This window comes from Paraburkholderia sp. SUR17, from assembly GCF_029536165.1.
GTDB lineage: Bacteria > Pseudomonadota > Gammaproteobacteria > Burkholderiales > Burkholderiaceae > Paraburkholderia > Paraburkholderia kururiensis.
This window is the reverse complement of sequence record NZ_CP120508.1, coordinates 3,510,674-3,530,313: the sequence shown is the minus strand read 5'-3', so window position 1 is coordinate 3,530,313 and position 19,640 is coordinate 3,510,674. Positions and strand designations below refer to the sequence as shown.

The 19,640-nt window shown below is 65.4% G+C and carries 16 protein-coding genes and 1 riboswitch; of the genes, 13 read left to right on the top strand and 3 right to left on the bottom strand.

From position 1 onward, the window contains the following. Positions 1 to 52: 52 nt before the first annotated feature. On the top strand, positions 53 to 799 hold the full coding sequence (gene ugpQ, locus P2869_RS15720) for a glycerophosphodiester phosphodiesterase (RefSeq protein ID WP_277598157.1): 747 nt from the start codon (positions 53 to 55) through the stop codon (positions 797 to 799). A gap of 60 nt (positions 800 to 859) precedes the next feature. Here the strand turns inward: ugpQ and P2869_RS15715 are convergent, their stop codons facing one another. Continuing rightward, entirely contained in the window at positions 860 to 1,237 is a 378-nt protein-coding gene (locus P2869_RS15715) for a DUF883 family protein (RefSeq protein WP_017777198.1), read from the bottom strand. A 343-nt stretch (positions 1,238 to 1,580) separates the two neighbouring features. Then, a complete protein-coding gene (locus P2869_RS15710; RefSeq protein ID WP_126879338.1) occupies positions 1,581 to 2,303 on the bottom strand; it encodes an OmpW family outer membrane protein in 723 nt (240 codons plus the stop codon). Positions 2,304 to 2,490: 187 nt separating this feature from the next. Between P2869_RS15710 and P2869_RS15705 the strand changes: the two genes are divergently transcribed. The 4 genes from P2869_RS15705 (at position 2,491) to thpR (ending at position 10,579) form a co-directional block, all read left to right on the top strand. Beyond that, complete coding sequence (locus P2869_RS15705) at positions 2,491 to 3,198, top strand: transposase (protein ID WP_026121928.1); 708 nt, start codon at positions 2,491 to 2,493, stop codon at positions 3,196 to 3,198. A gap of 310 nt (positions 3,199 to 3,508) precedes the next feature. After that, positions 3,509 to 8,215 carry a glutamate synthase-related protein gene (locus P2869_RS15700; RefSeq protein ID WP_199544617.1) on the top strand — a complete coding sequence of 1,569 codons (4,707 nt, stop codon included), beginning with the start codon at positions 3,509 to 3,511 and terminating at the stop codon, positions 8,213 to 8,215. A 107-nt stretch (positions 8,216 to 8,322) separates the two neighbouring features. After that, a complete protein-coding gene (locus tag P2869_RS15695) occupies positions 8,323 to 9,789 on the top strand; it encodes a glutamate synthase subunit beta (RefSeq protein ID WP_277596949.1) in 1,467 nt (488 codons plus the stop codon). A gap of 235 nt (positions 9,790 to 10,024) precedes the next feature. Further along, positions 10,025 to 10,579, top strand: coding sequence for an RNA 2',3'-cyclic phosphodiesterase (gene thpR / locus P2869_RS15690; RefSeq protein ID WP_277596948.1), 555 nt, complete (start codon positions 10,025 to 10,027; stop codon positions 10,577 to 10,579). Between the two features lie 15 nt (positions 10,580 to 10,594). Here the strand turns inward: thpR and P2869_RS15685 are convergent, their stop codons facing one another. Next, positions 10,595 to 12,343: an ABC transporter ATP-binding protein/permease gene (locus P2869_RS15685; RefSeq protein ID WP_017777204.1), complete on the bottom strand. Its 1,749-nt coding sequence runs from the start codon at positions 12,341 to 12,343 to the stop codon at positions 10,595 to 10,597. Between the two features lie 254 nt (positions 12,344 to 12,597). Further along, a riboswitch (TPP riboswitch) is annotated at positions 12,598 to 12,718 on the top strand. 225 nt (positions 12,719 to 12,943) lie between these two features. On the opposite strand from P2869_RS15685, the gene P2869_RS15680 reads away from it, so the two are divergent. The 8 genes from P2869_RS15680 (at position 12,944) to P2869_RS15645 (ending at position 19,595) form a co-directional block, all read left to right on the top strand. Continuing rightward, complete coding sequence (locus P2869_RS15680; RefSeq protein ID WP_277596947.1) at positions 12,944 to 14,074, top strand: FAD-dependent oxidoreductase; 1,131 nt, start codon at positions 12,944 to 12,946, stop codon at positions 14,072 to 14,074. Between the two features lie 42 nt (positions 14,075 to 14,116). Beyond that, a complete protein-coding gene (thiS, locus tag P2869_RS15675) occupies positions 14,117 to 14,314 on the top strand; it encodes a sulfur carrier protein ThiS (RefSeq protein ID WP_277596946.1) in 198 nt (65 codons plus the stop codon). Positions 14,315 to 14,357: 43 nt separating this feature from the next. Then, on the top strand, positions 14,358 to 15,173 hold the full coding sequence (locus tag P2869_RS15670) for a thiazole synthase (protein WP_277596945.1): 816 nt from the start codon (positions 14,358 to 14,360) through the stop codon (positions 15,171 to 15,173). Further along, positions 15,170 to 16,270: a thiamine phosphate synthase gene (gene thiE, locus P2869_RS15665; RefSeq protein ID WP_277596944.1), complete on the top strand. Its 1,101-nt coding sequence runs from the start codon at positions 15,170 to 15,172 to the stop codon at positions 16,268 to 16,270. The genes P2869_RS15670 and thiE overlap by 4 nt, the downstream gene beginning before the upstream one ends. A 129-nt stretch (positions 16,271 to 16,399) precedes the next feature. Beyond that, on the top strand, positions 16,400 to 17,218 hold the full coding sequence (locus P2869_RS15660; RefSeq protein WP_017777209.1) for an ABC transporter ATP-binding protein: 819 nt from the start codon (positions 16,400 to 16,402) through the stop codon (positions 17,216 to 17,218). Continuing rightward, positions 17,215 to 17,982 (top strand): lipid asymmetry maintenance ABC transporter permease subunit MlaE, encoded by a 768-nt coding sequence (mlaE, locus tag P2869_RS15655; RefSeq protein ID WP_017777210.1) that lies wholly within the window; start codon positions 17,215 to 17,217, stop codon positions 17,980 to 17,982. The genes P2869_RS15660 and mlaE overlap by 4 nt, the downstream gene beginning before the upstream one ends. A 90-nt stretch (positions 17,983 to 18,072) precedes the next feature. Continuing rightward, positions 18,073 to 18,612 carry an outer membrane lipid asymmetry maintenance protein MlaD gene (gene mlaD / locus P2869_RS15650; RefSeq protein ID WP_026121930.1) on the top strand — a complete coding sequence of 180 codons (540 nt, stop codon included), beginning with the start codon at positions 18,073 to 18,075 and terminating at the stop codon, positions 18,610 to 18,612. A 20-nt stretch (positions 18,613 to 18,632) separates the two neighbouring features. Next, the gene (locus P2869_RS15645) at positions 18,633 to 19,595 is read left to right on the top strand and encodes a VacJ family lipoprotein (RefSeq protein ID WP_026121931.1); all 963 of its coding nucleotides are present in this window, start codon (positions 18,633 to 18,635) and stop codon (positions 19,593 to 19,595) included. Positions 19,596 to 19,640: the final 45 nt, after the last annotated feature.

Sequence of the window (19,640 nt, the reverse complement as noted above, 5' to 3'; positions counted from 1 at the left end):
TCTTTCCAATACCGCATCCACCCATGGACGTCTGCCCATGCAAGCTCATCCGATGAAAACATGGCCGTATCCGCACGTGGCTGCCCATCGCGGCGGCGGCACGCTGGCTCCCGAGAACACGCTTGCCGCGCTGGAGACAGGGGCGCGCTTCGGACACCGAATGGTCGAGTTCGACGCGAAGCTTTCCGTCGATAACGTCGTTTTCCTGCTGCATGACGATACGGTCGATCGCACGTCGAACGGCAGCGGCGCGGCCGCGCGCATGCGCTACGACGCGCTCGCGGCGCTGGACGCCGGCGCCTGGTACAACGCAGCTTTCGTGGGTGAACGGATGCCGACGCTCGAGCAGGTGGCCGCGCGCTGCAAGGCGTTGGGGCTCGCCGCGAATGTCGAGATCAAGCCGTGTCCCACCCGCGATGAGGACACAGGTCGCCTCGTCGCGTTCGAAACGGCCCGGCTTTGGGCGGGCGCGGAACCGGCGCCGCTCCTGTCGTCCTTCTCGTTCGATGCGCTCGCTGCCGCTCGCGATGCCGCGCCCACGTTGCCGCGCGGCCTGCTCGTTGAACAACTGCCCGCGGACTGGCGCGCGCAGACAGACGCACTCGGCTGCGTCTCCCTGCACGTGGACCACGAGCAACTCGACGCGCAACGCGTCGCGCAAATCAAGGCGGCGGGCCTCTTCGTGCTGGCCTATACGGTCAACGACCTGCAGCGCGCAAGAGAACTCGTCGCGTGGGGCGTGGACACGGTCTGTACCGACCGCATCGACCTGATCGCGCCGGACTCGCTGGGCGGCTGAACCGAGGCCGCTCCAGGTGTGGTCGCCCCTCGGCCCGCACGCCGGCGGGCATGTCCCGCCTTATCGCGACCGGGCGAGAACCGCGCCCAGAATCAGCGCCACGCCGCCCACGATCGCAAGCGACTGCCACGGATTCTCGCGGACGTAGTCCTGCGCCTGCTCGAGCGCGTCGCCGGCGCGGTCGCGCACTGCGGCGCGTGTTTCATCGAGCCGGGAGCGCGCGGCGTCCAGCCGCTTGCGCATGTCGGCGCGCAGCGTCACGGCGTCGGCCTGCGTGCCGTCGGCGAGTGTGGTTTCCAGTTCGGCGAGCAACGCGCGCAGTTCGCCGGCCACGTCTTCGGCCGCGTGGCGCGTGTGCCGCGCGATACGGCGCGCGTGGCGGCCGGTGGTGTTCCAGGATTCTCCGATGGCGTCCCGAGTGTTGGGAAATGCAGTCATGATCGCTCCGTCGATGAAGAATGAAGGGGGTGTCCCGCGCGCCTTGCGTGGAATATTCGCGGGAAGCCCGGTATCACGCAACTTGGATGCCCGCGATACCGCTGCAGCGCAACACGCCGCGTCGCGCCTGCCATCAGGGCGTTGCGGGGCGGGTGTAGACGATTGCGGACACTGTCGGAATTACAACCCGTTACGGGGTCAGCACATTTGATCAGGCAGGCATAGAATCGAAAAACGCCGCCACGGAACCGGCGAGGTTCCGTGGCGGCGTTCAGGTGAAAGCGAAGAATGTGCGAAGGTCCGGCGGGCCGCTGAATTGCGTCCCTTCGTCGGTGCCGATGCTTTAGAACGCGTAGCCGACCTTGACGTAAGTAACGATCGGGTTCAGCTTGATCTTCGTTTCGGACGTCGCGTTGAGCGTACCCACCGGTGTCGAGCGAGCCGTGTTGAGGGTAGCCTTTACGCTGACCGGAATGTACGAGATGGAGAGGCCGGCGAACCAGTGTTTGGTGAACGCGTAGTTGAAGCCGAGATTAAATACCGGCGACCAGGAACGATCCGTCGACACGCTGGTCGGACCGTTCAGTACGCCCTGCTCGAACTGGCCGTTGGTGATCTTGGCGTCGGTGAACCAGACGCGCGTCACGCCAAGACCCACATATGGCCGGAACTTCGCCTGGGCGTCGTTGAAGTTGTATTTGAAGAGAAGGGCGGGGCTCCACAGTTTTGCCGAACCGAGCTTGCCAAACTGTTCGAAGGTGCCTTTGCCGTTCAGGTCGAATTTGGGCGGAATGCCGAGTTCCAACTCCGTCGAGATGTGGTCGGTGATGTAGTAACCGAAGCTCAAACCGATCGTGTCGGAATCGTCAATGCCGGCACCGGTGTTCGGAATCGTGATGTTGACGGGTGACCCGCCGACGTTGGTGACTTTGAGTGGATCGCTGCTGTCTTGGGGCATGAAATGAAACCACCCCGTCGTAACGTAAAACGTATTGGCCGTCTGCGCGTGCGCTGCGGTCATGCAGGCGAGCGCCGCCATCCCCGTCAAGGCCTGTTTTAATTTCATTTGTGCTCCTCCATAAAAGGCGTGCTCATTATGACCAGAACGTTTCAAACAGACCATATGGCACGGTTAGAGCTTTCTCCCTAAGCGCTGCGGGGTTTCCGCGCGAGCCGCGCCACGCCGAAGGCCGCGCGGCGGCCGTTGCGCGGACCCGCGGGTATTTACTAACGCCACTATTGGAAAATCCAGCATGGCACGGCTTGCACGTCTTTATGTCCCAGACCAGCCTCAGCACGTGATCCTGCGCGGACTCGACCAGCAGCCCGCTTTCGTCGACGACCAGGACTACGAGCTGTTCATCGATTGCCTGAAGGCGGCGGCGCGCGATCATCATCTCGCCGTGCACGCCTGGGCGCTCATGCCGGGTGCGGTGCAACTGCTTGTGACACCGTCCGACGAAGCGAGCCTGCCCAAAGCGATGCAGGCCGTGGGCCGCCGCTACGTGGCTCACTTCAATCGCCGCTACTCGCGGCGTGGCACGTTGTGGGAGGGCCGCTATCGCGCAACGGTGATCGAGGGCGAGCGGTACTTCCTGCTCGCGAGCCGCGTGGTGGAACTCTCGCCGGTGCGTAACAAGCTCGTGGCAGCGCCCGAGGATTACCGCTGGTCGAGCTATCGCCATCACATCGGGCTGACGGTCGACAGCCTCATCACCGACCATCCGCTCTACTGGTCGCTTGGCAATACGCCGTTCGAACGGCAGCGGGCCTACCGCGAACTGTGCGAGCAGCCGCTCGACGAACGCGAAGCGAATCAACTGCTTCAGGCCACGCTGAAGGGTTGGGTGCTGGGCGGCGAGTCGTATCGCGAATGGGCGTCGCGTACGGCGAACCGGCGCGTGTCGCCGCTACCGCGCGGGCGTCCACGCAAGGTTCGGGAGACGCCGCAGACGCAATAGCGGCGGGCCGGCGCGCATCCGGAAGACGGCATCGGAAGATGCCGTTTCTTTTGCCCTGTTTTGATATGGAACCAATTAAAACGGCAGAAAATGCACCAATACGATAATTGGTTCCATATCATCACATTTTGTTTGCTATTTCATTGATTCGTCGCGTATATTCCGAATTCCGGCGATTCCTGGGCGCACGACGCGGGAAATCCGCTCCCCAGCGCGGCCCTCACTCGGGCGTCAGCGTTCAGCGGGAACAAGAACATGGTTTCAACGGCTGGTACGTCTGCGTACCGGCCCTCTTTCAGACGGTGTCCCCATGAACGACCACCACGAGCACCCGGGTGCCCTGCGCCCCGCCGCCCAGGGTCTGTACGACCCGCAGAACGAGCACGACGCGTGCGGCGTCGGTTTTGTTGCGCACATCAAGGGCAAGAAAAGCCACGAGATCATTCAGCAAGGTCTGAAGATTCTCGAGAACCTCGATCACCGGGGCGCCGTGGGCGCGGACCCGCTGATGGGCGACGGCGCCGGCATCCTGATCCAGATTCCGGATGGCTTCTACCGCGAAGAGATGGCGAAGCAGGGCGTGACGCTGCCGCCCGCGGGCGAATACGGCGTCGGCATGATCTTCCTGCCGAAGGAGCACGCTTCGCGCCTCGCCTGCGAACAGGAACTGGAGCGCACGGTGAAGGCCGAAGGCCAGGTGGTGCTGGGCTGGCGCGACGTGCCGGTCGACCACGCCATGCCCATCTCGCCGAACGTCAAGGCGACCGAGCCGGTGATCCGCCAGATCTTCATCGGCCGCGGCAAGGACATCATGGTCACGGACGCGCTCGAGCGGAAGCTGTACATCATCCGCAAGACCGCGAGCCACCGCATTCAGGCGCTCAAGCTCAAGCACGGCAAGGAATATTTCGTGCCGTCGTGCTCGGCGCGCACGGTGGTCTACAAGGGGCTGCTGCTCGCGGGCCAGGTGGGCGTGTACTACCGCGACCTGCAGGACGAGCGTGTCGTGTCGGCGCTCGCACTGGTGCACCAGCGCTTCTCGACCAACACGTTCCCCGCCTGGGAACTCGCCCACCCGTACCGCATGATTGCCCACAACGGCGAAATCAACACGGTGAAGGGCAACGTCAACTGGCTCAACGCCCGCACGGGCGCCATTGCCAGCCACGTGCTGGGCGACGACCTGCCGAAGCTCTGGCCGCTGATCTATCCCGGTCAGTCGGATACGGCGTCGTTCGACAACTGCCTCGAGCTGCTCGTGATGGCGGGCTACCCGCTCGTGCACGCGGTCATGATGATGATTCCGGAGGCGTGGGAACAGCACACGCTCATGGACGACAACCGCCGCGCGTTCTACGAGTACCACGCCGCCATGATGGAGCCGTGGGACGGCCCCGCCGCCATCGCGTTCACGGACGGCCGCCAGATTGGCGCGACGCTCGACCGTAACGGCCTGCGTCCGGCCCGCTACATCATCACGGACGACGACCTCGTCATCATGGCGTCCGAATCGGGTGTGCTGCCCATTCCCGAATCGAAGATCGTCAAGAAGTGGCGCCTGCAGCCGGGCAAGATGTTCCTGATCGACATGGAACACGGCCGCATCATCGACGACAAGGAACTCAAGGACAACCTCGCCAACGCCAAGCCGTACAAGAGCTGGATCGACGCCGTGCGCATCAAGCTCGACGAGATCGAGCCGAAGGCCGAGGAAGTCGCCACGGAACGCCGCGAGGCCGCCGCGCTGCTGGACCGCCAGCAGGCGTTCGGCTACACGCAGGAAGACCTCAAGTTCCTGATGGCGCCCATGGCCCAGGCCGGCGAGGAGGCCATCGGCTCGATGGGCAACGACTCGCCGCTCGCGGTCATGTCGAACAAGAACAAGACGCTCTACCACTACTTCAAGCAGTTGTTCGCCCAGGTCACGAACCCGCCGATCGACCCGATCCGCGAAAACCTGGTGATGTCGCTCGTCTCGTTCATCGGCCCGAAGCCGAACCTGCTCGACACGAACAACATCAACCCGCCGATGCGTCTCGAAGTCTCGCAGCCCGTGCTCGACTTCAAGGACATCGCGAAGATCCGCGCCATCGATCAGTACACGGGCGGCAAGTTCAGCTCGTACGAACTGAACATCTGCTATCCGGTGTCGTGGGGCAAGGAAGGCATCGAGGCGCGGCTCGCGTCGCTGTGCGCCGAAGCCGTGGACGCGGTGCGCTCGGGCTACAACATCCTGATCGTCTCCGACCGCAAGACGGACCGCGACAACGTCGCCATTCCGGCGCTGCTCGCCACGTCGGCCATCCACACGCACCTCGTGCAGCAAGGTCTGCGCACGAGCACGGGCCTCGTGGTCGAAACGGGCTCTGCGCGTGAGGTGCACCACTTCGCGCTGCTCGCGGGCTACGGCGCGGAAGCCGTGCATCCGTACCTCGCGATGGAAACGCTCGCGCAGCTCGCTTCGGGCTTCAAGGGCGACCTGTCGCCGGAAAAGGCGGTCTACAACTTCACGAAGGCGATCGGCAAGGGCCTGCAGAAGGTCATGTCGAAGATGGGCATCTCGACGTACATGTCGTACACGGGTGCGCAGATTTTCGAAGCCGTGGGCCTCGCTGAAGACCTCGTGCAGAAGTATTTCAAGGGCACGGCGTCGAAGGTGAACGGCATCGGCCTTTTCGAAGTGGCCGAAGAAGCCATTCGCCTGCATCGCGACGCCTTCGGTGAAAACCAGGTGCTCGCCACCATGCTCGACGCGGGCGGCGAGTACGCGTATCGCGTGCGCGGCGAAGACCACATGTGGACGCCGGACGCCATCGCGAAGCTCCAGCATTCCACGCGCAGCAACTCCTACCAGACGTACAAGGAGTACGCGAACCTGATCAACGACCAGACCCGCCGTCACATGACGTTCCGCGGCCTGTTCGAGTTCAAGGTGCATCCGGCGCGCGCCATTTCGCTCGACGAAGTGGAGTCCGCGAAGGAAATCGTGAAGCGCTTTGCGACGGGCGCGATGTCGCTCGGTTCGATCAGTACCGAAGCGCACGCCACGCTCGCCGTCGCGATGAACCGCATTGGCGGCAAGTCGAACACGGGCGAGGGCGGCGAGGACGAAAACCGCTATCGCAACGAACTGCGCGGCATTCCGATCAAGAACGGCGACACGCTGGCTTCGGTGATCGGCAAGGAAATCGTGCGCGATATTGCGCTCAAGGACGGCGACTCGCTGCGCTCGAAGATCAAGCAGGTAGCCTCGGGACGCTTCGGCGTGACGGCCGAGTACCTCGTCTCGGCGGACCAGATCCAGATCAAGATGGCGCAGGGCGCGAAGCCCGGCGAAGGCGGTCAGCTGCCGGGCCACAAGGTGTCCGAGTACATCGGCAAGCTGCGTTACTCGGTGCCGGGCGTCGGTCTCATTTCGCCGCCGCCGCACCACGACATCTACTCGATCGAAGACCTGGCGCAGCTGATTCACGACCTCAAGAACGTGAATCCGTCGGCCAGCATTTCGGTCAAGCTGGTGTCGGAAAGCGGTGTCGGCACGGTGGCCGCGGGCGTCGCCAAGGCGAAGTCCGATCACGTCGTGATCGCGGGCCATGACGGCGGCACGGGCGCCTCGCCGCTCTCGTCGATCAAGCACGCCGGCACGCCGTGGGAACTGGGCCTTGCCGAAACGCAACAGACGCTCGTGCTCAACCGCCTGCGCGGCCGCATCCGCGTGCAGGCCGATGGCCAGATGAAGACGGGCCGCGACGTGGTGATCGGCGCGCTGCTGGGCGCCGACGAGTTCGGCTTTGCCACGGCGCCGCTCGTCGTGGAAGGCTGCATCATGATGCGCAAGTGCCACCTGAACACCTGCCCGGTGGGCGTGGCGACGCAGGACCCGGTGCTGCGCGCGAAGTTCCAGGGCCAGCCGGAACACGTGGTGAACTACTTCTTCTTCGTGGCCGAGGAAGTGCGCGAAATCATGGCGCAACTCGGCATCCGCAAGTTCGACGACCTGATCGGCCGCGCGGATCTGCTCGACATGAAGAAGGGCATCGAGCACTGGAAGGCGAAGGGTCTCGACTTCACGAACGTGTTCTACCAGCCAGTCGTGCCGGAAGAGGTGGCGCGCCGCCATCTGGAGTCGCAGGATCACGGCCTGGACCGCGCGCTCGACCACACGTTGATCGAGAAGGCAAAGGCCGCTGTCGAGCGCGGCGAGCACGTCTCGTTCATCCAGCCTGTGCGTAACGTGAACCGCACGGTGGGCGCCATGCTCTCGGGCGTGGTGGCGAAGAAGTACGGCCACGACGGCCTGCCCGACGACGCCATCCACATCCAGCTGAAGGGCACGGCGGGCCAGAGCTTCGGCGCGTTCCTCGCGAAGGGCGTCACGCTCGACCTCGTCGGCGACGGCAACGACTACGTCGGCAAGGGGCTTTCCGGCGGACGCATCATCATCCGTCCGACCAACGACTTCCGCGGCAAGTCGGAAGAAAACATCATCTGCGGCAACACGGTGATGTACGGCGCACTGGAAGGCGAAGCGTTCTTCCGCGGCGTGGCCGGCGAGCGCTTCTGCGTGCGTAACTCCGGCGCCACGGCGGTGGTGGAAGGCACGGGCGACCACGGCTGCGAGTACATGACGGGCGGCACGGTGGTCGTGCTCGGCGAGACGGGCCGTAACTTCGCGGCCGGCATGTCGGGCGGCGTGGCCTACGTCTACGACCCCGAAGGCACCTTCGGCCCGAAGTGCAACAAGTCGATGGTCGCGCTCGAACCGGTGCTGCAGCAAGCCGAGCAGGAGCACACCGTGGACCGCGCGCTGTGGCACGCGGGCCAGACGGACGAGGCGCTGCTCAAGGGGCTGATCGAGCGTCACTTCCAGTTCACCGGCTCGCCGCGTGCGAAGGCGCTGCTGGAAAACTGGGACGCGGCGCGGCGCCAGTTCGTGAAGGTATTCCCGACCGAATACCGGCGCGCGCTGGGCGAGATCGGCGCGAAGAAGGCGAGCAAGGAAGTTCTGGCCGCATAACTTCGCAGCGTTAGCCCGACACGATCGACGAGGCGTGTGCCCCGTACGCGAGAGCGTGCGCGGCACACGCCGATCCCCCACCGAATACATGGATAGACGAGAGCCACATGGGTAAGGCAACCGGTTTTCTCGAATTCGAACGCCGTCACGAGGCGTACGAAGCACCGCTTACGCGGGTGAAGCACTACAAGGAATTTGTCGCGGCCCTCACCGACGAGGACGCGAAGGTCCAGGGTGCGCGCTGCATGGACTGCGGCATTCCGTTCTGCAACAACGGCTGCCCGGTCAACAACATCATTCCGGACTTCAACGACCTGGTGTTCCGCCAGGACTGGAAGAGCGCGATCGAAGTGCTCCATTCCACGAACAATTTCCCGGAGTTCACGGGCCGCATCTGCCCGGCGCCGTGCGAAGCGGCGTGCACGCTCGGCATCAATAACGACCCGGTCGGCATCAAGTCGATCGAGCACGCGATCATCGACAAAGCATGGGCCGAAGGCTGGGTGGCGCCGCAGCCGCCGAAGCACAAGACCGGCAAGAAGGTGGCCGTGGTGGGCTCCGGCCCCGCGGGTCTCGCCGCTGCACAGCAACTGGCGCGCGCGGGCCACGACGTGACCGTGTTCGAGAAGAACGACCGCGTTGGCGGCCTGCTGCGTTACGGCATTCCCGACTTCAAGCTGGAGAAGTGGCTGATCGACCGCCGCATGCGCCAGATGGAAGCCGAAGGCGTGACGTTCCGCACCAACGTGTTCATCGGCAAAGACGCGCTGCCGGCCCACATCGGCAACACGGCGAAAGAAACGCTTGCGCCCGAGGACCTCAAGGAGCAGTTCGACGCCGTCGTGCTGGCTGGCGGTTCCGAAACGCCGCGCGACCTGCCGGTGCCGGGCCGCGAACTCGCGGGCATTCACTTCGCGATGGAATTCCTGCCGCAGCAGAACAAGGTCAATGCCGGCGACAAGGTAGCTGACCAGCTGCTCGCGAAGGGCAAGCATGTCGTGGTGATCGGTGGCGGCGATACGGGCTCGGACTGCGTCGGTACCTCGAACCGTCACGGGGCCAAGAGCGTCGCGCAGTTCGAACTGCTGCCGCAGCCGCCCGAGGAAGAGAACAAGCCGCTCGTGTGGCCGTACTGGCCGGTCAAGCTGCGCACGTCGTCGTCGCACGAAGAGGGTTGCGAGCGCGACTGGTCAGTGGCCACGAAGCGCTTCGAAGGCAAGAACGGCAAGGTGGAGAAGCTGATCGCCGCGCGCGTGGAGTGGAAGGACGGCAAGATGCAGGAAGTGCCGGGTTCCGAGTTCGAGATGAAGGCCGACCTCGTGCTGCTCGCGATGGGCTTCACGCAGCCGGTGTCGCCGGTGCTCGAAGCGTTCGGCGTGGACAAGGACCCGCGCGGCAACGTGCGCGCGGCGACCGAAGGCGACAAGTCGTACTACACGTCGGTGGACAAGGTGTTCACCGCTGGCGACATGCGGCGCGGCCAGTCGCTCGTCGTGTGGGCGATTCGCGAAGGCCGGCAGTGTGCGCGGTCGGTGGACGCCTACCTGATGGGCAGCTCCAGCCTGCCGCGATAAGCCTCTGCGCTCATGGGCGCCGGCTTCGTGCGGGCGCCCTGCGAACAGACTGCAAGAGGAGATTCGCAGGACCAGGTGGAGACGACGATGCAGTAACGAAAAGCCGGGCGCCCCGAAAGGGCGACCCGGTTTTTTTTCGTTTGTTGCCTTCCGCTTATTGCCTTCTTTCCGCGCCAGCCTCGCACACGGCGTTGCGGATAAGATCACGCTGTGTACGGACAGCCGGTCGCCGACAATGCTCGATCACGACACCCGCGCCCCCGAAGGGTGGCAACGCTGCTTCATCGCGCTCTCGCCCGATGCGGCCACGCGCGAGGCGCTGGCTGCGGTGCCCGTACCGCCGGACTCGCGACGCGTGCCCGACGGGCAGCTTCATCTCACGGTGACGTTCATCGGTGCGCTTCGGGCAGACACGGCCGACGCGCTCGCCGCCGCCTTGCACGCAAGCGCTGCGCCGCTTGCGCCGGCTGCGTTCGAACGCATCGAGTGCTGGCCGGGCACAGCGCATCCGCGATTGCTGGTGGCTACGCTGGCAATGTCCGATGACTTCGTGGCGCTCGACTGGCGCGTGCGCTCGCTGATGATCGAACTGGGCTTGCCCGTGGATGCACGGGCCTTTCGGCCGCACATCACGCTCGCGCGCTTCGCACGGGGTGTGACTGCCGCGACGATTCCCGCCGACGCTCGCCTGCCGCCGTTCGCGCGCTTCGAATCGCTAATGCTGTATTCGAGCACGCTTGCGCGGCAAGGCGCGCGGTATCAGGCGCTGGCGAGCGTGGCGGTCACGTGAGCGGCATGGCCGCATTTACGCGGCCGCCTGCTCCAGCGCCCGTTCGATGATGAGCGTCTCGTCATGGAATTGCGCCAGCGACTCGCGGTGCGCCACGCTCACGATCGCGGCGTTCGGCAGCCGCTCGTTCATCACGCGATACACGTGCGCTTCGTTTTCGGTGTCGAGCGCACTCGTCGCTTCGTCGAGGAACACGTAGTCGGGCTTGTGCAGCAGCACGCGCGCCGCCGCAAGCCGCTGCTGTTCGCCGGGCGAGAGCACGCGCGTCCAGTGAGCCGATTCGTGCAGCCGGTCCACGTAGTCTTCCAACCGGCACTGGCGCAGCGCGTCGCGGCAGTCGTCGTCGCTGAACGTGTCGCTCGTGGCGGGGTAGGCAAGCGCCGCCTTCAGCGTGCCGATGGGCAGATAGCTTTGCTGCGGGATGAACATCATGCGAGCGCCCACGGGCGCGTCGATCGAGCCGCTGCCGAACGGCCAGAGGCCCGCCAGCGCGCGCAGCAGCGTGCTCTTGCCGGAGCCAGACGGGCCGCGCACGAGCCAGCGCGAAGCGGGCTTGATGGCGACGTCTCGCACGTGCGCGAGCGTTTCGCCGTTGGGCAGGGCGAGCGTGAGGCCGCGCGTGACGAGCTGGCTTTCGTCGACGTAATGGAGGTTGATGCCGCCGTGCTCGGTGGCCGGCAATACGGATTCCTTGAGATGCGGCTGGTGCATCACGCGCTTGAATTCGCGAAGACGATTGACGGTGGCGCGCCACTCCACCAGGGTGCCGTAACTATTGACGAACCATGACAGCGAGTCGCTCACGGAGCCGAAGGCACCGGCAATCTGCATCAGCGTGCCGAAGCTGATTGCGCCTCCGAAATAACGCGGCGACGCCACGACGATCGGGAAGATATTCGCAATCTGGCCATAGAAGTTGACGACGAAGGAGTACCGCTTCGTGTACTTCATCACGCGCCACCAGTTGTCGCGAATGCGGCTGAAGAGGTCCTTCGCGCTGGCTTCTTCGGTGCGCATGCCGTCGTAGAAGGCGATCTGCTCTGCGTTCTCGCGCAGGCGGATCAGGCCGAAACGGAAGTCGGCTTCAACGCGCTGTTGCTGGTAGTTGATCGACACCAGCGGATGCCCCACCTTGTGCGTGAGGATCGAACCCACTACGGCGTACGCGATGGCGGCCCACAGCATGTAGCCGGGAATCTGCACCGGTGTGCCGCCCAGCATCACCGTCAACGCGCCCGCGGTGCTCCAGAGCACGATCGAGAACCACACGAGGGTGGCGATGGTGGAGATCAGATCGAGGGTGAGGGCAAGCGTCGTGGTCGCGAACGAATCGAGGTCGACGGCGATACGCTGGTCGGGGTTGTCGGTGAGACGGTCACGCTCGATGCGGTAGAACGTGCCTTCACCCAGCCACTCCTGCAGATACTTCGTGGTGAGCCATTGGCGCCAGCGAAAGCCGAGCATCTGGCGCAGATAACGCGTGTACACCGCGATGATGATGAACGCGAACGCGAGGCCGGTGAAGATCAGCATCAGGTGCGGGAATTCATGCACGTTCTTGCTTTGCAGCGCGTTGTAGAAATCGCGGTTCCAGTTGTTCAACCATGCATTGATGCCCACGAGCAGCAGGTTCATCACGATGATCGCGATCAGCAGACCCCAGGCGATCTTGCGTTCCTCGGACACCCAGTAGGGCTTGATGAGGCTCCACGCCGAGACGCGGTCGGTCTGGCTGGACGTAGGGCTGGAGGTGGGATTGGTCATGAGCTTCCTGATATCGGATTGAGATGCCGGCCCAACGGCGGGTTTGCGGATCCTGACACGGCGCGGGCGGTGAGGGCATTCCCCGCGCGCGGTGACCTGGCGGATTCTGGCCGGCACCGCTTAAACACGCCTTAATCGGGTCCACGGCATTGTGCCAGAGCCCGCCGCGCGCTCCCTATTCGGCGGCCCTGCCGCGCGCCCTGCGGCGTCCTGCCTCGTTTGCGGCGGTTCTGTCTTTTATGGTCTAATGGCCGCTGACGAAACAGGGGTGCTTCGCGCCGGCCGGCAGCACGCGGCGGCCAGCGACGAGGCTGAGAGAGACCCTTCGCACCCGATCCGGGTAATACCGGCGCGGGAAGTTTCGGGAAAGTCCCGCTGGATGCCCATGCGTCCAGTCTCCCGCCGGGCGGCGCTCCTTCATCACATATCGGAGTGCGTCCGGCCGGCCTCGCCAGCCGGTTTCGTCCTTGTGTACGTGTGCAGCCTGCCGTACGGAAAGGATACGATGACCGCTCATTCTCCAGTTCTTTGCTTTCACCGGCGCGTTTGTCGCGCTGCTGCGCTTATGGTCACGCAACGCGCGTCGCTTGGAGCGCGCTCATGAACGCCGCTGTCCGACCGGATTTCGCCGTGGTCGGCGGCGGGCTCTGTGGCCGCCTCGTCGCGTGGCAGCTTGCCGGCGCGGGACATCGCGTGGCGCTTTACGATCGCGGTGACGCCGACGGCAGCAGCTCGGCCGCGTGGGTGGCTGCCGCCATGCTCGCGCCGCTTGCGGAGGCCGCCGTCGCCGAAGTGCTCATTACCGAACTCGGCGTGGCTTCGCTGGAAAGCTGGCCGCGCATCCTGGCCGAATTGCCCGAACCCGTTTTCTTGCAGCGCAACGGGACGCTCGTCGTCTGGCACCATGCCGACCGCGCCGAGGCGCCGCTGTTCGAGCGGCGCGTTCGCGCCAATGCGCCGGCGGGGCTCGTCGAAGGCGGGTTCGTCTCGCTGGCGGGCGCCGAGGTAGGCGACGCGGAACCGGCGCTCGCTGGCCGTTTCGCGAAAGGATGGCTGCTGCCCAACGAAGGTCAGCTCGACAACCGCCAGGCCTTGCGTGCACTCGCGGCCGGGCTCGCCCAGCGTAAGGTCGATACGCATTGGAACAGCGCGGTCGAGGGCACGGCGTATCCCGACGCACGTGTCGTGATCGACTGCCGCGGGTTGGGCGGCAAGCCGGTCTGGCCCACGCTGCGCGGCATTCGCGGCGAAGTGGCGCGCGTGCACGCGCCGGGCATTTCGCTTACGCGGCCCGTGCGGCTGCTGCATCCGCGCTATCCGATCTATATCGCGCCCAAGCAGGACGACGTGTACGTGATCGGCGCGACGGAGATCGAAGGCGAAGACATGTCGCCCGTCAGCGTGCGCTCGGCGCTGGAACTGCTGAGCGCGGCGTTTTCGGTGCATCCCGCCTTCGGCGAGGCACGCATTCTCGAACTGAACTCGCAATGCCGTCCGACCTTGCCCGACCACCGGCCCGCGCTCGTCTGGGACGGCGCACGCACTTTGCGCGTCAACGGCCTGTATCGGCACGGCTACATGATTGCGCCGGAAGTGGCCAACGCAGCAGCGCGCTTCGCACAGACGCTGCTTGAGGGCAGCATCGCGGATGCCGATGCGTTCGCGCAGTGGCGCAGCGACGCCCGCTGGTCCAGCCTTTTTCATCTCGAGCACGCCGAGGAGCCGGTCTGAACGCGATCGAGCCCGCGTGAGCGAACCGACAGAACGCGAACCATGGATATACACGTGAACCAGAAGCCTTTTTCGTTGCCCGACGGCGCGACCGTTGCCGACGCGCTCGCCGCGTTCGGCGCGCGTCCGCCGTTTGCGGTGGCGCTGAACGGCGATTTCGTCGCGCGCACGCAGCATGCGGCGCGAGCGCTCCAGCCCGGCGACCGGCTGGATGTCGTTACCCCTGTCGCGGGCGGCTGAGCGGCGCCGCACCTTCGCCGTCATCTGCAAAGGATTGTCTGCCATGACCACCTCCATTCCCGCCGACGCGCTCACGCTCTACGGCGAAACCCTCGCGAGCCGCGTGTTGCTCGGCACGTCGCGTTACCCGTCGCTGCAATCGCTGTCGCGCTCCATCGAGGCCGCGCGCCCCGGCATGGTGACCGTCGCGCTGCGCCGGCAAATGACCGAAGGCGGCGCGGAAGCCGGCTTCTTCGATTTGCTCAAGCGCCATGCCGTGCCGCTTCTGCCGAACACGGCCGGTTGCCAGACGGTGGCCGAGGCGGTGACGACCGCGCACATGGCGCGCGAAGTGTTCGAAACCGACTGGATCAAGCTCGAGCTGATCGGCGACGACTACACGCTGCAGCCGGACCCGGTCGGGCTGATCGAAGCGGCCGCCCGGCTCGTGAAGGACGGCTTCAAGGTGCTGCCGTACTGCACCGAAGATCTCGTGATCGGCCGGCGTCTGCTCGACGCGGGCTGTGAGGCGCTGATGCCGTGGGGCGCGCCCATCGGCACCGGCAAAGGCGTGATGAATCCGTACGCGATGCGCGTGCTGCGCGAGCGGCTGCCCGATGTACCGCTCATCGTCGATGCGGGGCTCGGCGTGCCGTCGCACGCGTGCCAGGTGATGGAGTGGGGCTTCGACGGCGTGCTGCTGAACACGGCCGTGTCGCAGGCGACGCATCCGGAGGCGATGGCGCGCGCCTTCGCGCTCGGCGTGGAAGCCGGACGCGAGGCCTACCTTGCTGGGCCGATGGCCGAGCGGCAGATGGCGCAGGCGAGCACGCCCGTGGTGGGCATGCCGTTCTGGCATCAGGATGGGAGTGCAGCATGACCGAAAGATTGCCCTTGCCGGCGCGCGAGCTGTTCTGGCCGCCCGCCGATGAATTGACCGAGGCCGTCGAGCGCATCCGCGCCCGTCTTGGCGACTGGCCGCCCACGCACGCGCCCTGGCGCGTCTGCCTGACGGCTCCGGACGAGCCGAACGGCGGCGACCTGATCGCCGTGTCGAATGCATCGCACGCGGGCGAACACCTCGCGAGCTGGCTCGTGCGCGGCGCCGGCGTGATCGAAGCAGCGGAAGGACGCGCCACGTTGCATCTGGGCGGCGAGCGCTATGCGCTCGAAGGCCACCTCGCCGAAGACTGGATCCCCGCGCTCGCAGCGTTCCTCGATTGCGGCTTCGATCCCCACGATGCGCTGACGCTTGCAATGGCCTGGCGCGACGGCGACGAACGGACCGCAGCCGACGCTTGGCCGAAGGACCTCGCGCGCTTTCCACGCGTGACCGGATTGCCTGCTGCGCCGGCGCAACCGTTCCCCGCGTGTCCCGCGCGCCTGGGGCTCTATCCCGTGCTGCCCACGGCCGACTGGGTGGAGCGCGTGCTCGACTACGGTGTGAAGACCGTGCAACTGAGGCTCAAGCAGGCCGAGCCAGACGTGCTGAAGGCGGAGATTGCGCGCTGTGTGGCGGCCGGCCGCCGGCACGACGCGCAGGTATTCATCAACGATCACTGGCGCGAAGCGATCGAGGCGGGCGCGTACGGCGTGCATCTCGGCCAGGAAGACCTGCGCGTGGCCGACTTCGATGCAATCGCCGCGGCTGGACTGCGGCTCGGGCTCTCGACGCACAGCTATTACGAGATGCTCACGGCGCTGCACTTCCGGCCCAGCTACATCGCGCTCGGTGCGGTGTTTCCCACCACCACGAAGGTCATGCCCACGGCGCCGCAAGGGCTCGTGCGGCTTGGGCGGTATGTCCAGTTGCTGGGTGGAGTGGTGCCGCTCGTGGCGATTGGTGGCATCAGTGGCGATTTGCTGCCTGAGGTTCTTGCGACGGGCGTGGGCTCTGCGGCGGTCGTGCGTGCCGTGACGGAGGCCGCCGACCCTGCGGCCGCGGTTGCTGCATTGCAGCGGGAGTTTACGCAATAATCGTCCGACCAGACATCTGGCCTTAACCTCTCGATGTTTAGATTTGGTTAAGCGGGCGGGGCACGTCGCGGCAGCAACTTCATGATGGCCCTATAATTCGGCCTTCGTGTAAAAGGATTGTCAGCCCACGTGCCTTCTTCTTCTGAGACCCTTCTCGAGCTTCGCGACGTCGATTTCGGTTACGGCGACCGGCTCGTCCTCTCCGGACTGAACATGCGCTTCGCGCGTGGCCAGGTGGTAGCGGTCATGGGCGGCTCGGGCGGCGGCAAGACCACGGTGCTGCGGCTCATCGGCGGCCTCGTGCGCGCCCAGCGCGGCCAGGTGCTGTTTCACGGAGAGGACGTCGGCGCGCAGACGCGCGAAGGCCTCTACGCGTTGCGGCGCAAGATGGGCATGTTGTTCCAGTTCGGCGCGCTGTTCACCGATATGTCGGTGTTCGAGAACGTCGCGTTCGCGCTGCGCGAGCACACCGACCTGCCCGAAGAACTGATCCGCGACCTCGTGCTGATGAAGCTGAACGCAGTGGGCCTGCGCGGCGCGCGTGACCTCGCACCGTCCGAGGTGTCGGGCGGCATGGCGCGGCGCGTGGCGCTTGCCCGCGCCATCGCGCTCGACCCCGAACTCATGATGTACGACGAACCGTTCGCCGGCCTCGACCCGATTTCGCTCGGCATCACGGCGAATCTGATCCGCACGCTTAACCACGCGCTCGGCGCGACCTCGATTCTCGTCACGCACGACGTGCCGGAGTCGTTCGCGATTGCCGACTACGTCTACTTCCTCGCGAACGGCCGGGTGCATGCGGAAGGCACGCCCGATCAACTGCGCGCATCGAGCGACCCCACCGTTCGCCAGTTCATCGACGGCGCGCCGGACGGCCCGTTCCGCTTTCATTACCCCGCCGCCAGCCTCGGTGCGGATTTCGGCATGGGCGGGGGGAGCGCATGATCAGTCTGATCGGAAGCCGCGTCATCGCGGGGCTCGTGCGCGCCGGTTACGGCACGAGGCTCTTCCTGCGCCTGCTGCTCGAGTTCTTCCCGTTGCTGCGGCGTCCGCGCCTCGTGACGAAGCAGATTCATTTCGTCGGCAACTACTCGATCGTGATCATCGCGGTATCGGGCCTGTTCGTCGGCTTCGTGCTCGGTCTGCAGGGCTACTACACGTTGAATCGCTACGGCTCCGAGCAGGCGCTCGGTCTGCTCGTCGCGCTTTCGCTCGTGCGTGAACTCGGGCCGGTGGTCACGGCGCTGCTCTTCGCGGGCCGCGCGGGCACGTCGCTCACGGCCGAGATCGGTCTGATGAAGGCAGGCGAGCAACTTACCGCGATGGAAATGATGGCCGTCGACCCGGTTCGCGTGGTGATCGCGCCGCGCATGTGGGCTGGCGTCATTGCGATGCCCGTCCTCGCGGCCATTTTCAGCGCCATTGGCGTGCTGGGCGGCTACGTGGTGGGCGTGCTGCTGATCGGCGTCGATTCCGGTGCGTTCTGGTCGCAGATGCAGGGCGGCGTGGACGTCTGGAGCGACGTGGGCAACGGCGTGATCAAGAGTGTCGTGTTCGGCTTCGCCGTCACGTTCGTGGCGCTGTTCCAGGGCTACGAGGCAAAGCCGACGCCTGAAGGCGTATCGCGGGCCACGACGAAGACAGTGGTGTATGCCTCGCTCGCGGTGCTCGGCCTCGATTTCCTGCTGACCGCATTGATGTTCAGCTAGCGCGGCATGCGCCGCGCGGCCTGTGGAGCGCCTGAGAGCGCCCCGCCGCCCGGCGCTGTGCCGCAGCAACGGTTTCTCATTGGGATGACGATGAAAAAGACTGCTCTCGACTTCTGGGTCGGCCTGTTCGTGGTGGCGGGCTTCATTGCGCTGCTGTTCCTTGCGCTGAAAGTCGGCAACATGAGCTCGCTGTCGTTTCAGGCGACCTATCCGGTCAAGCTCAAGTTCGACAACATCGGCGGGCTGAAACCGCGTGCGCCGGTGAAGAGCGCGGGCGTGACGGTGGGCCGCGTGGCGTCGATCAACTTCGACACGAATACGTACCAGGCGCTCGTCACGATCGATCTGGACAAGCAGTACCAGTTCCCGAAGGACACCTCGGCCAAGATCCTCACCTCGGGTCTGCTGGGCGAGCAGTACATCGGGCTCGAGCCGGGCGGCGACAGCGAAATGCTGAAGGCCGGCGACACGATCGCCATGACGCAGTCGGCCATCGTGCTCGAGAACCTGATCGGGCAGTTCCTGTACAGCAAGGCGGCGGACTCGGGGGCCGCGAAGCCCGCCGCAGGCGCAGCACCACCCGCCCCGGCGGCGCCCGCGGTGGCGGCGCCTGCCTCCGGCACCCAATAAGAACACGGAGAACAAGAACGATGAAAAACGCACCCATTCGTCGCACTGCGCTGGCTCTTGGGGTGGTCGCACTGGCAGGTTGCTCGACGGTGCAGACGCCGACGAAGGAAGACCCGCTCGAAGGCCTGAACCGCACGATCTTCACCTTCAACGACAAGGTCGACCAGTACGCGCTCAAGCCCGTGGCGCGCGGCTATGTCAAAGTCACGCCGCAGCCCGTGCGCGACAGCGTCACGAACTTCTTTTCGAACATCGGCGACGTCTATATCGCTGCCAACAACCTGCTGCAGTTGAAGATCACGGACGGCGTGGAAGACATCATGCGCATCGTGATCAACACGGTGTTCGGCGTGGGCGGCCTGTTCGACGTGGCCACGCTCGCGAAGCTGCCCAAGCACAACCAGGATCTGGGCTTGACGCTCGGCCATTACGGCGTGCCCGCGGGCCCGTACCTCGTGCTGCCGTTGTTCGGGCCGAGCACGGTGCGCGACGCCGTGGGTTCCATCGGCAACTATTATGTGAACCCGCTCAGCTACATTGATCCGCCGGGCCTCAGCTGGGGTCTTTACGGTCTCAACATCGTGAATACGCGCGCGAACCTGCTGGGCGCGGGCGACGTGCTGGAAGCGGCCGCCATCGACAAGTATTCGTTCGTGCGCAACACGTATCTGCAGCGGCGCCAGTCGCTGCTGTCCGACGGGTCCTCCGCCGCGTTGCCGAACTACGACGAAGGTGCACCGCTGCCGAAGTACGAAAACGTCGAGGACGGCGCCGCACCGGCCGCAGGCGCATCCAGTGCTGCCGCAGCGGCGGCCGCCAGCGGTGCTGCTGCGCCTGCGGGCGCTTCCGGTACGGCGGCCAATGCTTCGCCCGCATCGGATACGGCCGTCCCGGGTCTTGTGCCCGGAACCGAAACGACGGTGCCGGCCGGCCAGATCGTGCCGCCCGCGCGTTTCGGCTATCCGTCGCTCAAACTGCACTGAGCGGGCACCGTAACACCTGGAAACGACTGTCGCAGTTTGCGTATG

Excerpts from the sequence above, each read along its gene's own strand:
- P2869_RS15680 (WP_277596947.1), top strand. The coding sequence starts at position 12,944 with ATGAACGCCGCTGTCCGACCGGATTTCGCCGTGGTCGGCGGCGGGCTC.
- P2869_RS15685 (WP_017777204.1), bottom strand. The coding sequence starts at position 12,343 with ATGACCAATCCCACCTCCAGCCCTACGTCCAGCCAGACCGACCGCGTC.
- thiS (WP_277596946.1), top strand. The coding sequence starts at position 14,117 with ATGGATATACACGTGAACCAGAAGCCTTTTTCGTTGCCCGACGGCGCG.
- P2869_RS15670 (WP_277596945.1), top strand. The coding sequence starts at position 14,358 with ATGACCACCTCCATTCCCGCCGACGCGCTCACGCTCTACGGCGAAACC.
- P2869_RS15715 (WP_017777198.1), bottom strand. The coding sequence starts at position 1,237 with ATGACTGCATTTCCCAACACTCGGGACGCCATCGGAGAATCCTGGAAC.
- mlaE (WP_017777210.1), top strand. The coding sequence starts at position 17,215 with ATGATCAGTCTGATCGGAAGCCGCGTCATCGCGGGGCTCGTGCGCGCC.
- P2869_RS15710 (WP_126879338.1), bottom strand. The coding sequence starts at position 2,303 with ATGAAATTAAAACAGGCCTTGACGGGGATGGCGGCGCTCGCCTGCATG.
- P2869_RS15695 (WP_277596949.1), top strand. The coding sequence starts at position 8,323 with ATGGGTAAGGCAACCGGTTTTCTCGAATTCGAACGCCGTCACGAGGCG.
- mlaD (WP_026121930.1), top strand. The coding sequence starts at position 18,073 with ATGAAAAAGACTGCTCTCGACTTCTGGGTCGGCCTGTTCGTGGTGGCG.
- thpR (WP_277596948.1), top strand. The coding sequence starts at position 10,025 with ATGCTCGATCACGACACCCGCGCCCCCGAAGGGTGGCAACGCTGCTTC.
- thiE (WP_277596944.1), top strand. The coding sequence starts at position 15,170 with ATGACCGAAAGATTGCCCTTGCCGGCGCGCGAGCTGTTCTGGCCGCCC.
- P2869_RS15645 (WP_026121931.1), top strand. The coding sequence starts at position 18,633 with ATGAAAAACGCACCCATTCGTCGCACTGCGCTGGCTCTTGGGGTGGTC.
- P2869_RS15700 (WP_199544617.1), top strand. The coding sequence starts at position 3,509 with ATGAACGACCACCACGAGCACCCGGGTGCCCTGCGCCCCGCCGCCCAG.
- ugpQ (WP_277598157.1), top strand. The coding sequence starts at position 53 with ATGAAAACATGGCCGTATCCGCACGTGGCTGCCCATCGCGGCGGCGGC.
- P2869_RS15705 (WP_026121928.1), top strand. The coding sequence starts at position 2,491 with ATGGCACGGCTTGCACGTCTTTATGTCCCAGACCAGCCTCAGCACGTG.